Raw genomic sequence first — 11789 nt, forward strand, 5'->3', positions numbered from 1 at the left:
CGTTTGGTGGCGATAGCGGAAGGGTTCCACGCGTACCCATCCCGAACACGACCGTTAAGCCTTCCAGCGCCGATGGTACTTGGACCGAAGGGTCCCGGGAGAGTAGGACGTCGCCAAGCCAGATAAAGCCCGCTGTTGATTTTATATCGACAGAGGGCTTTTTAGTGTTTTTGATGCTTATTGAATGCGTATGATTAAGAAAGTGTGTTCAATACAACCCTTTCAGGATAGATTTAGAAGTTGCAATATCGAGTTATTTATGATATATTATATATCTGTTCTTTTTTGTGAAATGCTTGTTGTTAAAAAAAAAATTGCAGCCTGTGAAAATATCACTTGTAATATAACTATAAAAATGATATATTATAATTCCGGCTGTTGAAAAACGGTTGATTTAAAATGATCTTACTTCAGTAAGATCATTAAGTGGGAGTTTAAATTCTCCTCAGTAATAGTACACACTTTCTAATGACGCGGGGTGGAGCAGTTCGGTAGCTCGTCGGGCTCATAACCCGAAGGTCGTAGGTTCAAATCCTGCCCCCGCAACCAATCTTATCGTTTTCGCAATAATTTTTTCTTTTTAAGAGCCATTAGCTCAGTTGGTAGAGCACCTGACTTTTAATCAGGGTGTCGAAGGTTCGAGTCCTTCATGGCTCACCATTAGTTTTACTTGTGCGCGTGTGGCGGAATTGGCAGACGCACTAGACTTAGGATCTAGCGTCTTTGACGTGGGGGTTCAAGTCCCTCCACGCGCACCATGTTTTTGCGGACGTGGCTCAGCGGTAGAGCATCGCCTTGCCAAGGCGAGGGTCGCGGGTTCGATTCCCGTCGTCCGCTTATGTTTTGAAAATAACGGGATGTAGCTCAGCTTGGTAGAGCACCTGGTTTGGGACCAGGGGGTCGCATGTTCAAATCGTGTCATCCCGATTATTCATATATTTCAAAAGGGTGCTGGATTTTCTCCAGCACCCTTTTGTGTTTTCTTGAAAGTGAATGGCTAGAGTATCCATTATCGATCAACGCTATATTTTAAATGACCATATTGTGTAAATAGATTTAGCTTGTTATCGTAGTAGTGGAAGTCTCTTTTTAAACTATCCAATTCACCTGAAAGGAAGCCTGTCATGAATGAGGTCATTCGTAAGCTAAATATCGATGAAATTCCTGCGTTTGTGGACATCGCTCTGAATGCATATCCTGCAAAAGCCGTACCGGGACCGGAGTTCAGAGAACGACAAATTACACGTTTCACACACAATCAAGAGAATATGTCTACGGTTCAATATTATGGTCTGTTTCGGGATAACCGCCTGATTGCCGGGATGCGCATCCATGAATACACCATGAATCTTTACGGACGAATGATCCAAGTGGGGGGCGTAGGGCAGGTTGCCGTAGATCTCCTTCATAAGAAAGAAAAAGCAGCCAAACAGTTAATTGAGTTTTTTATTTCACATTTTAAGTTAAAGGGAATTTCTCTTTTGCTCTTATATCCGTTCAGACCGGATTTTTATAAAAATATGGGATTTGGATATGGCTCAAAAATGAATCAATATCGAATCAAGCCGGAGAGCTTTCCAAGAGCAACGGAGAAGCATGGCTTGGTGTGGTTGGATCGCTCCCATCAAGATTTGATTCGTGACTGCAGCGACCGACAAGCCACGTCTACACACGGAATGATGCTGAAAACTCCTTATGAACTGAATCCGTTGTTCAACGCTCCGGGCAAGAGACTGATCGGATATATGGAAGATAACAAGTTAAATGGCTACATTTCATTCACCTTTAACAGTATTAGCTCGGATAACTTCCTGCTGCATGACATGGTCATTCATGAGTTTGTATATGAGACACCTGAGGCGCTGCAACAGCTGGGCACTTTTTTACATACGCAAAGTGATCAGATCAACCGGATTATATGGACGACACAGGATGATACTATCGAATATTTGATCGGAGATCCTCGCAACGGCAGCGACCGTATTCTTCCGAGTGTGTTTCATGAAAGTCATACATCAGGTGTGGGCTTGATGTACAAGATCATTGATATTGAGAAGTTTATAATCGAACTTGCCCAAACAGGTGCTGTGTATAGCTCGAAGCCGGTTACTTTGCATTTTAAGGTAACTGACTCCTTCTCTTCCAAACAACCGGACTCTTTCGCCTTACACATTGAGCAAGAGTCATTAACGATTTCAATGCAAGAACAACAAGGTACCAGGGACGATTCCGTTATCGAATTGGACATCTCGGACTTATCTTCCCTGTTAATGGGCGTGGTTGATGCAGAAAAGCTTTATCAATACGGAAAAATAAAAACTTCCGATCCGCAAGTTATAGCATTGCTTAAAAATTGTTTCCGGCGCGTTAACAAACCAGTCTGCACCACAGCTTTTTAATATTGTAATGGATGAAAAGGAGGTTATGCTGAATATCATTATCCAGAAGTGGAACAAAATCGCTTTCCCTTACGTTTAGCAGATAAAGGGGGATTGATGATGAAGATAAAAACTTTTGGCCTGCTCATGATTATTCTTCTAAGTGGATGCTCCAGCCTCCAGTTTAATCAGAATCAGACACATACCATTATCGATTGGGTGGATTTTGTAAAGCTGAATGGAAACATGTATACAAGTGATTGGGGAATCGTTCTAAAACATGAGAATGATGTGGCCGAAGAGGTTGGTGAAGTGAGTTTTACAGTGGATGAGGTCGTAACAGATCCAGGTTATAGAACCAAAGACGGGGACGCCGCCTTTCTGGATATTGGGACAAAACTTTATCGAGTAAAAGGGTTTGGAACAGATGAGCTCATTGCTGTAGCTGACGACACTCGGGTAAATGGTTATAAACTGTACATACAGGATCAATTCAGGAGTTCCATGATCAATCGTTATGATGAGATTCCAAAAGACAAGGTGAATAGCATTGGGCTGTATTGTGACAATGAATCGAAGCCTTACAAAACACTTACCGGGAAAGACATCAATAAATTTATTAAGCTTCTGGATGATGGGGTTTATTCCCCTAATTATTCACCTAATATGAACAACGGAGATCCTCTATATTATCTCATGGTTTTTTATACCGATGATCCGATTGGTAACTCTTTTTCGATAGCGGACGATAGTCAAAATGTTTATTTTTATCCTGACAGTACAAGGATTGTTGATAGTGAGATTCGTGATTGGATTGAGCAGTAATGATAAAATTCATATCACTTCCCATGTTAAAAGACCCTGCGGTTTGTCGCAGGGTCTTAGCTGTGTATTTATAAAAGTATACTTCTCGCCGAAGCAATGCGGAGGCTATAATTATACACTAAGCCCATTTTCCGTTACGGAACACCGGCTCGATGGTGCCATCAGCCAACACACCGTCAATCTCCAATTCTTCCGAACCGATCATAAAATCGACATGCGTCAAACTGACATTTGCGCCTTTGGCAAGCAGTTCTTCCTTGGAAAGCTTGGTTCCACCTTCGATATTAACCGGGTAGGAGCTGCCCAGTGCAAAATGGCATGATGCATTCTCATCCACCCCCGTATTGTAAAACACACGGTTTAAACTGGAGATTGGAGAATCATATGGCACAAGTGCCATTTCACCAAGATAGGAAGCACCCTCATCCGTATCGAGCAGCGAAGTCAGATGCTCACGTCCGGATTTTGCATCATACTTAACGACTTTGCCGTCCTTGAACGTAAGGGTAATCCCTTCAACTAGACGGCCATTCAAATTCAGTGGAAGTGTGCTGGTAACCGTGCCGTTGACACCTGTACGATGCGGCATGGTGTAGATTTCTTCTGTGGGCATATTGGCGACAAAATAAACACCGGCTTCGTTATAGTCCCCACCTCCAAGCCATAGATAGCCTTCCGGCATTTCGACGCGCAGGTCAGTGCCAGGAGCGCGGTAATGAAAACTTTTGTAACGTTTACTGTTCATAAACTCTTGTCTTTGTTTCAGTTCGGCAATGTGCTCACGCCAAGCGGCAACCGGATCCTCTGTGCCCACCCGGTTCATCAGGAACACAGCTTCCCACATCGCATCCAGTCGCTGCTCTTCCGGCAGGTCGGTGAAGACTTTGTTCGCCCAAGCACGGGTTGGCGCTTTGATCAGAGACCAGCTAACCTTATTATTTCTTACATAGGCCTGGTATTTCTCTCTTGCTACGGCAGCTGCTCTCACAGCGGTTGACACCTTGGACGAATCGATCCCACGGAACAGCTCCGGATCAGGTACCTTAATATGCAGTACGGCACCGCCGCCCTCAGCGAGCTGCTCCATCATGTCGGCCTGCCACTTCGGATAATAGCCAAAAGAGTCATCCGGCGCTTTTTCATAACGAATCCGGGTGGTTTTTTCATCCTCCCAATCGACCTGAACATATTTCGCGCCTGCTTCATAAGCTTTACTTACAACTAGTCGAGTGAACTCGACGGTTTCTAGGGGGGAATTTACCAGCAAAACTTGACCGGGTTGCACATTTACGCCCACTTTTACAACGAGTTCTGCATATTTTTCTAACATCGTTTCAAAACTGCTCATATGTATATTCCTCCATGTCATGTATATCGGTACTTTAATAGTTTACCATGTTTTGAACAGTAAGCCGTGAGGACCGATGAAAACATTCACTTTATGGATTTTGGCGGTAACTGCTTGTACATATATAGAGTTAAAATCATCGAAATAAAGGGTGTCTCTATGGCTCCTATAACCGTAGAGACGCCCTTTTGGCGTGAAGGATTAACTTTTGATCGCTCCAGCTGCAATATCAGAAATGAACTGCTTGCTGATAAACAGAAATAGAACAATTAGCGGAATGACCGCCATTAACGTACCGGCGATAACCATGGCATAATCGGTCGTATAGATGCCGTTTAATGAAGAAAGAGCGATTTGAAGCGTAAACTTGCTTTCATCATTCAGTATGATAAGGGGCCAAAGGTAGTCATTCCATACTCCGATAAACGTGAAGGCGGCTAAGAATGAAAGAGCAGGTCTCAGGATGGGAAGCGCAACATTCCAATAAAGCCGGAAAAATCCACAGCCATCGATCCTGCCGGCATCCAACAGTTCGGAGGGAACCGATTCCGACGCATATTGACGAATCCAGAAAATGCCGAAGGCATTAGCCATTCCCGGAATGATTAATGCTTTAAAAGTTCCTACCCAACCGAAAGTTGCCATAATAACAAAAGAAGGGACCAATGATAGCTGTGCCGGAGCCATCATGGTGGCGAGCAGAACGATGAACAGCCACTGTTTACCCGGGAAGTTGAATTTTGCAAATGTAAACCCGGCTAGGGAATCAAAGAACAGGACAAGAAGTGTACAAGCCGTAGCAACGAATAACGTGTTTAGGAAAGCGCCGAAAAAATCGATACTGCTTAGTACCCGTGTTATATTATCAATCAGATGGGAGCCAAACCACATTTTGGGCGGAAAGCTGTATATGTCTGCTGTCGTTCGCGTAGACATGACGAGAAGCCAGTAGAAAGGAAAGATCGATACGACCAGCCCGGCAAACAGCCCAAAATGCAGCAGAAGTGATTTACCTTTCATCATTCGTCTCACTCCTATTACGATTCATTTGATCCTTTGCCTTGGACCATTCTCCAGTTGATAATTGAGAAAAGGGCAATCAGTACGAACATTCCCCAGCCGACAGCGGAGCCATATCCGAAGTAATTGTTAACAAAAGCTTCCCGGTATAAATAGAGGACGATGGTTAGTCCTCCGCCGCTGACACCGCCGTCATTGCCGACAAGCACCTGGGGTTCCGTAAATACCTGCATGCCACCAATGGTAGAGGTGATTACGGTAAAGAGGATGATCGGTCTTAAATTCGGAATCGTAATTCTGAAAAAAGCCTGTATACCGGTAGCACCGTCAATTTTGGCTGCCTCATAGAGTACAGTTGGAATGCTCTGCAGGCCTGCAAGGTAGATAATGGCGTTATATCCGACCCAGCGCCAAATGATCATTATGGAGATGGCCAGCTGTATGCCCCACGTCTTGTTCAGCCACTCGACAGACTCCAGACCGATCAGATTGAGAAAGTAATTGAGCAGTCCATAATTGTTCGAAAACAGTGTGCTGAACACGATAGCAACGGCTACCAGGGATGTCACATTCGGCAGGAAGTAACCGATCCGAAAGAAGGTGCGGAACCTGACAAACGAAGCATTAAGCAGGAAGGCAATAATTAGAGCGAAACAGAGCATAGGTATGGTGGAGTAGATCCAGATGACGAGTGTATTGCGAACAGCGCTCCAAAACTCGGGGTCAGTGAGCATGAACTGATAGTTATTCAATCCGTTGAATGTCATCACGCCGATGCCGTCCCATTTTTGAAATGATAAGTACATGGAGAAGGCGATCGGAAACAGACCGAAGACAGCGAATAAAATGTAAAAAGGTGAAATAGCCAAGTATTCTTTCCGATGTTTCCAGAGCGTCGCCGCAAAACCATTCCTGTCCTTGTCCGAGGATGGCCCGCTTCCGACATGCTGTGATGTATGTTGATGCAAGGATGGTTCCATACGTTTCAACCTCCATTGTTATCCTTCTCTTCATCACTGAAGGGGTTAACGCAGCAGTTCCTTCTTAACGCGTTTCAACGCATCCTCCCAAGCTTTATTCGGGTCTTTGCCTTCGAGAGCTACAGATTGAAGCTCCCGGTTAACAATTCCATTCACATTGCCAAATCTGCCACCGAAATAAGCGGATTGGACGTTGAGTGCTGATTCCGTGAAAATTTCACCTGTCGCCTGATCACCGAAGAAAGGATCTTTCAGAAGCATCGCAGGTGAATCCAAAGCACTCGCCGCCGAAGGGAACAGGTTCATACTTTCATACGATTTCGATTGATTGTCAGGATTCAGTAACCACTGAAGTACCTTGATTGATTCCTCCGGATATGGGCTGGTTTTCATAATTGCAAGGAATGAGCCCCCGTTGTTGCCGTCGCCGCCGGGTGCCCGGGTTACCCGCCATTTTCCAGATGTATCCGGTGCTGCCTGCATGAGTATCTCCTTCGCCCAAACGGCCCCGACAAAAGAAGCGATTCTTCCGTTGTTCATCGCTGCGTTCCATTCGGAAGAGAAGCTGCTGGCGTTGGCCAAGAGTCCCATCCGTGATGCATTCACAGCGGTGTCCCAAGCTGTTTTCATGGAAGAGGAGGGATCCTCCCCGATGAAGGCATCGTCTTCTGAAAAATAAATGTGTTTGGACTGCGAATTGACTTGATTGTAAACATTATTGATGTTATCTGTGAGCTTGACCTTGCCCCCGAAGGCTTCATTCAGCTTCTTCCCGGCATTCAAATAATCATCCCAGGTTGCTAGTTGACGATGAACTTCTTCAGGGTCGTTGGGCAATCCAGCCTCCTCAAACAGGTCAGCTCGGTAGAAAAGAGCGGTCGGTCCGGTGTCAATCGGCATCGCGATCATTTTACCTTCGGGCGTTACCCCCAGGTTCCATTTCCAATCGAGATAATCTTGTTCAATCTCTTTGGCTCCGAGCTCATACAAGTCGTAGAACCGGTCCGAGCTTGTGAACAGCTCAGCTACCCAGTCGTTGAAGGCAACGATATCCGGACCGCCAGATCCTGCGGCTAGAGTTGTCTTGAGCTTGGATTTGAAATCACCGCCAATCTTTTGTGCCTGAATTCGTATGCCGGGGAACTCCTTTTCCACCGCTTTAATCAGATCGTCGTCCAGACTCCGGTTCCAATACCATAACGTAAGCGTTTTCGTTTCCGAGTTTGATTGATCAGCTGAGCAACCGTTTACAATTATGGTGATGCAAACGATCAAGCATGAAACGAGGAACCGACAATTAAGCATGGCTTAGCCTCCCATCCTGTAAAGTGAAAAAACGACCGTTTTACAGTGTATGACGTTAGGAGGTAACAATATATTGAATTTTTACTTTTTAGATAATGGAAGTTTCCTGGTTGTGGAGGTCTTTTACAAGAGAACGGGCTGGAGCCGTCCATGAAATTTGATAAATGGTTTGTTTATAGCTTATGTGCAATAGGTATAGGACTGCATGTAAGGATGTTGATCAGATCAATTCAAAATCATGAAGACCTAGTTATGGATATAATAGGTTTGTTCCTGTGGATAGCTTACTTGGTAGTCATGCACATCAATATTAAGAAAAAAGAGATAGCGTCTCAAGAAAGAACTGACAAGAGCAATTGAATAAACATTCTAGTAAACGAAAGGAGAGACAGTATGAATTTGACGATTATTTAGAAAAGACCTCACGGCCCTTCTGTATTCAGAATCGGCTATGAGGTCTCATTTTTTATGTTATTGCTGTTCTTTCGAAGTCTTCTCAGAGGACGGATTGTTCATAAATACTTCTGCCGCTTGCTCAGCAGAAAATTCCGTGTTGTCTAATCCTTCACCCGGAACAGGCATTTTATTCAGCTTCGTGGTATATACCTCGGATTTTGTTGGTTCATTCGAATTTGATTTGCTCATATGGACACCTCCTTTTGTAACTTGCAACATCATTTAGTGTCCCGAATCTGCGGAATATTATGCAAACACCAGATAGCTTTTGGCATTACCGATATTAATATAATAGCCTCCACATATAAAATGTCGCATAGGATTCCCAGTTTGCCCAGCCGGCTGAGAGCTTAAGAAGTTCATCACGGGACGGTTTCAGTTCCGATCCGAGAGCATGCTTTACAGCATTGTGCAAACCGACATCGTCGATAGGAAAGGCGGTAGGAATTCGCAAGCAGCGCATTAACACATAATTGGCAGTCCATGGCCCGATCCCCCGAATGCCTACCAATAATTTTTCGATTTTTTTATGGTCTCCGATCTGTAGCAATGCTTCCTTTGACAGCTTACCCTCTGCAAAAAGCTGAGCTATAGCAATTAGATACTCACGCTTCTTGACGGTCATCCGAAGATCCTCCATATCCGCTACCGAAAGGGCAGCGATCGTATCAGGTTCTGGAAATACATGAGACGTTATGCCATCAATTGTTACACTTCTACCGTAGGTTTCTACGAGCCGTCTTTTGAGTGTGAAGGCAAAGGCTAGATTGATTTGCTGTCCAAGAATCCCCCAGCAGACGGCTTCAAATAAATCCGGAATGCCCATATTTCGGAGTCCGTAAAAGGAATGGACCGTCTTCTGGAGAAGCACGTCCTGCTCGGCCATCTCATAAAAAGGAACAAGGTCTGTGTCCAGGTCAAACCATTCCCTAACATAGCGGACAATGGTTTCAAGGACGGCTGAATCTTTCGGTACGATATCTCCAATAAGGGAGACCATAAGTGAATGGGGGACATCGGGATCTTCAAATATTTCAATGACATAAATATGTTGTCCGATTGGGAGAGCTTTATAAATCCTATTTTCGTGGATACGGTACAAACATTCATTGGGTGCATTGGTCAGGTAATTTAAGTTTTGTGAAAAGCTGAATTCCCGAGGCACCGGTAGTTTTAATAGCTGCCCTGCATTTTGTTGTTCGTATAGTTCAGTCATTATTATATTCCTCCAAAGTGAAGTGGCTTTCTCTACTTAGTTGTACCATATATTGAAACCTCAGCATTTCATTATCTTGCTATTACATTCCATAATGCGTACATACGTCCTTATGCGGGGGTATACTGAAGGTGGAGGTGAACCACCGTGAATAAAGAACGAATAAAAGACTCTATGGATCAAGAGCTTCCGGAAGATCCAGAAGGAGAGTATCTGTCTGATGAACAATGGAGTGCCATTATTAACAACGATTCCAGTTATGATGATCAGTTTTTTTATGCGGTAAGAACAACAGGGATATTTTGCAGACCTTCCTGCAAATCAAAAGCACCCATGAAATCAAATGTCCGAATTTTTCAAAATGCGGAACAGGCGCTGTCCGCCCATTTCCGGCCTTGCAAACGATGTAAACCTACGGGAGAGCGATTGCCGGACCGGGAATGGGTGGAACAGATTGAGATGTATATTGATAACAACTACGCTGAGACGATCACACTGGAACACTTGGCTGATATTTGCCATGGTAGTCCCTATCATTTACAGCGAACTTTTAAAAGAGTAACAGGGATAACTCCTGTTGAATATGTGCAACAGAAACGGATCGAGCAAGCGAAACAGAATCTAATCTACACGGACCAATCGGTCTCGGAAATATCGTTGAATGTTGGGATGGCCAATGTTCCTTACTTCATAACTTTGTTCAAGAAGAAGACCGGATATACCCCTAAGGAATACCGTTACCAACATCAAATACACCATTCTACGGAGGTACAGAAACTATGAACACAGAACAAAGAGACAAGGCAGTACCTATCTACTGGACATTATTAAACGATCAAAAGTGGAGTCTGCATATGGCTGCTACGGAAAAGGGACTTTGTTTTGTGGGCTCCAACAATCAAGCGATAGATGAACTAATCGATTGGGCACAAACTCGTTATCCAGGAAGCCCGATCATTAGAGATGATGAGATGTTACTCCCATATGTTAAAGAACTTCTCGAATATTTAAGAGGAGAGCGTAAGATATTCAGCAAGCCGATTGATGTTCGGGGAACCCCCTTTCAGATTGCGGTGTGGAATGCTTTGAGTGAAATACCTTACGGATTAACGAAATCGTATTCAGATATTGCACAGCATATTCAAAAGCCTTCTTCGGTAAGAGCGGTTGGAACAGCAATAGGAGCGAATCCACTGTTAATCACCGTGCCATGTCACCGAGTTATAGGTAAGAATGGATCACTGACAGGATACCGGGGAGGTCTGGAGATGAAAACCAGGCTGTTGGAGTTGGAGAAGAAAGACCTGGTGATTCCAGCAGAGGGGAGCAGGCTGCGTGTCTCTACTTCTTAAAGAACGGGTTACCGGACTGGATTGGCCCCTTATCCAGCACCACCTGGATGAACAGGGGTTCGCTAAACTCCCGGTGCTATTCGGCAATAACGAATGCCAAGAGTTGATGGATGCATATGAGGAAGAGACGCGCTATCGCAGTACGATCAATATGTCCAGATACCGGTTTGGAGCAGGGGAGTACAAGTATTTTCAAGCACCTCTTCCAGACTTACTGCAGCAACTAAGAGAGGCTCTCTATCCAGAGTTGTCCAGAACAGCGAACCGATGGTCCGAATATATGGGAAAGAAGCAAGATTACCCGGATCACTTAGAGGAATTTCTGGAAGTATGTCATGAACAGGGACAGACTCGCCCAACGCCACTCATCCTGAAATATGAAGAAGGAGGATATAACTGTCTTCATCAGGACTTGTACGGCGATATATCCTTTCCCTTTCAGGTCGTATTTGCAATAAATCAGCGGGAAAAGGATTATACCGGAGGACAATTTGTACTGATGGAGCAGCGTCCCCGAGCACAGAGCAGAGGTCATGCCATCACCCTGGAACAGGGGGAGGGGCTTATTTTTCCAACACAGCACAGACCTGTGCTGGGATCGCGAGGTTATTACAAAACAACGATGAGGCATGGAGTCAGTACGATTACTTCCGGGACACGCTTTAGCCTTGGTATCATCTTTCATGACGCCAAGTGAAAAACCGACGCATGACTCTGCGACTCAAAAGAGCAAGGAAGCCTTCTGCCATCTCGGGATGGTAGAAGGCTTTTTTCTAAGCCAATAATTTTTGAATTTCCAATTGTCGTTCATACAAATGAGTGCGACCGAGATAAAATAACATTTCTAATTACATCGTATCGTACAGCCTTTTCTTTGATATCATGTAGTTAGTACCTTGAGGGATCATT

At 44.5% G+C, this 11789-nt stretch carries 11 protein-coding genes, 5 tRNA genes and 1 rRNA gene; 11 read left to right on the forward strand and 6 right to left on the reverse strand.

Annotated features, from left to right (window positions below; translation table 11 throughout):
- The first annotated feature begins 2 nt into the window (after window positions 1-2).
- From rrf to B9N86_RS11315, 8 genes are all read left to right on the forward strand, one after another.
- Window positions 3-119 (forward strand): 5S ribosomal RNA (rrf, locus tag B9N86_RS11280).
- A 353-nt stretch (window positions 120-472) separates the two neighbouring features.
- A tRNA-Met gene (locus tag B9N86_RS11285) sits at window positions 473-549 on the forward strand.
- Between the two features lie 35 nt (window positions 550-584).
- A tRNA-Lys gene (locus tag B9N86_RS11290) sits at window positions 585-660 on the forward strand.
- Between the two features lie 14 nt (window positions 661-674).
- Window positions 675-758: transfer RNA gene (locus B9N86_RS11295), tRNA-Leu, on the forward strand.
- Between the two features lie 7 nt (window positions 759-765).
- Window positions 766-837, forward strand: a tRNA-Gly gene (locus B9N86_RS11300).
- A gap of 16 nt (window positions 838-853) precedes the next feature.
- A tRNA-Pro gene (locus B9N86_RS11305) sits at window positions 854-927 on the forward strand.
- A 197-nt stretch (window positions 928-1124) separates the two neighbouring features.
- Complete coding sequence (locus B9N86_RS11310; RefSeq protein WP_208919311.1) at window positions 1125-2399, forward strand: GNAT family N-acetyltransferase; 1275 nt, start codon at window positions 1125-1127, stop codon at window positions 2397-2399.
- 96 nt (window positions 2400-2495) lie between these two features.
- Window positions 2496-3203 (forward strand): hypothetical protein, encoded by a 708-nt coding sequence (locus B9N86_RS11315; RefSeq protein ID WP_208919312.1) that lies wholly within the window; start codon window positions 2496-2498, stop codon window positions 3201-3203.
- A gap of 118 nt (window positions 3204-3321) precedes the next feature.
- Here B9N86_RS11315 and B9N86_RS11320 read toward each other — a convergent pair whose 3' ends face one another.
- From B9N86_RS11320 to B9N86_RS11345, 6 genes are all read right to left on the reverse strand, one after another.
- Window positions 3322-4551, reverse strand: coding sequence for an aminopeptidase (locus B9N86_RS11320; RefSeq protein ID WP_208919313.1), 1230 nt, complete (start codon window positions 4549-4551; stop codon window positions 3322-3324).
- Between the two features lie 201 nt (window positions 4552-4752).
- Window positions 4753-5574: a carbohydrate ABC transporter permease gene (locus B9N86_RS11325; protein WP_208919314.1), complete on the reverse strand. Its 822-nt coding sequence runs from the start codon at window positions 5572-5574 to the stop codon at window positions 4753-4755.
- A 14-nt stretch (window positions 5575-5588) separates the two neighbouring features.
- Window positions 5589-6551, reverse strand: a complete 963-nt coding sequence (locus B9N86_RS11330; RefSeq protein WP_244563035.1) for a carbohydrate ABC transporter permease — start codon at window positions 6549-6551, stop codon at window positions 5589-5591.
- Between the two features lie 45 nt (window positions 6552-6596).
- Window positions 6597-7856: an extracellular solute-binding protein gene (locus tag B9N86_RS11335; RefSeq protein ID WP_208919315.1), complete on the reverse strand. Its 1260-nt coding sequence runs from the start codon at window positions 7854-7856 to the stop codon at window positions 6597-6599.
- Between the two features lie 471 nt (window positions 7857-8327).
- Window positions 8328-8501 carry a hypothetical protein gene (locus B9N86_RS11340; RefSeq protein WP_208919316.1) on the reverse strand — a complete coding sequence of 58 codons (174 nt, stop codon included), beginning with the start codon at window positions 8499-8501 and terminating at the stop codon, window positions 8328-8330.
- 94 nt (window positions 8502-8595) lie between these two features.
- Window positions 8596-9528, reverse strand: coding sequence for a DNA-3-methyladenine glycosylase family protein (locus B9N86_RS11345; RefSeq protein WP_208919317.1), 933 nt, complete (start codon window positions 9526-9528; stop codon window positions 8596-8598).
- Between the two features lie 174 nt (window positions 9529-9702).
- On the opposite strand from B9N86_RS11345, the gene B9N86_RS11350 reads away from it, so the two are divergent.
- From B9N86_RS11350 to B9N86_RS11360, 3 genes are read left to right on the forward strand one after another with little or no spacing between them, the layout of a single operon-like run.
- Window positions 9703-10311 (forward strand): bifunctional transcriptional activator/DNA repair enzyme AdaA, encoded by a 609-nt coding sequence (locus B9N86_RS11350; RefSeq protein WP_208920237.1) that lies wholly within the window; start codon window positions 9703-9705, stop codon window positions 10309-10311.
- A complete protein-coding gene (locus B9N86_RS11355; protein ID WP_208919318.1) occupies window positions 10308-10880 on the forward strand; it encodes a methylated-DNA--[protein]-cysteine S-methyltransferase in 573 nt (190 codons plus the stop codon). The genes B9N86_RS11350 and B9N86_RS11355 overlap by 4 nt, the downstream gene beginning before the upstream one ends.
- On the forward strand, window positions 10864-11577 hold the full coding sequence (locus B9N86_RS11360) for a 2OG-Fe(II) oxygenase (RefSeq protein ID WP_208919319.1): 714 nt from the start codon (window positions 10864-10866) through the stop codon (window positions 11575-11577). The genes B9N86_RS11355 and B9N86_RS11360 overlap by 17 nt, the downstream gene beginning before the upstream one ends.
- Window positions 11578-11789: the final 212 nt, after the last annotated feature.

The sequence above is a fragment of the Paenibacillus uliginis N3/975 genome, from assembly GCF_900177425.1.
Classification (GTDB): Bacteria; Bacillota; Bacilli; order Paenibacillales; family Paenibacillaceae; genus Paenibacillus_AQ; species Paenibacillus_AQ uliginis.

What these genes read in the sequence shown, in the direction of transcription:
- B9N86_RS11335 (WP_208919315.1), bottom strand. Translation starts at nt 7,856, where the DNA reads ATGCTTAATTGTCGGTTCCTCGTTTCATGCTTGATCGTTTGCATCACC.
- B9N86_RS11350 (WP_208920237.1), top strand. Translation starts at nt 9,703, where the DNA reads ATGGATCAAGAGCTTCCGGAAGATCCAGAAGGAGAGTATCTGTCTGAT.
- B9N86_RS11330 (WP_244563035.1), bottom strand. Translation starts at nt 6,551, where the DNA reads ATGGAACCATCCTTGCATCAACATACATCACAGCATGTCGGAAGCGGG.
- B9N86_RS11320 (WP_208919313.1), bottom strand. Translation starts at nt 4,551, where the DNA reads ATGAGCAGTTTTGAAACGATGTTAGAAAAATATGCAGAACTCGTTGTA.
- B9N86_RS11355 (WP_208919318.1), top strand. Translation starts at nt 10,308, where the DNA reads ATGAACACAGAACAAAGAGACAAGGCAGTACCTATCTACTGGACATTA.
- B9N86_RS11325 (WP_208919314.1), bottom strand. Translation starts at nt 5,574, where the DNA reads ATGATGAAAGGTAAATCACTTCTGCTGCATTTTGGGCTGTTTGCCGGG.
- B9N86_RS11315 (WP_208919312.1), top strand. Translation starts at nt 2,496, where the DNA reads ATGATGAAGATAAAAACTTTTGGCCTGCTCATGATTATTCTTCTAAGT.
- B9N86_RS11310 (WP_208919311.1), top strand. Translation starts at nt 1,125, where the DNA reads ATGAATGAGGTCATTCGTAAGCTAAATATCGATGAAATTCCTGCGTTT.
- B9N86_RS11345 (WP_208919317.1), bottom strand. Translation starts at nt 9,528, where the DNA reads ATGACTGAACTATACGAACAACAAAATGCAGGGCAGCTATTAAAACTA.
- B9N86_RS11340 (WP_208919316.1), bottom strand. Translation starts at nt 8,501, where the DNA reads ATGAGCAAATCAAATTCGAATGAACCAACAAAATCCGAGGTATATACC.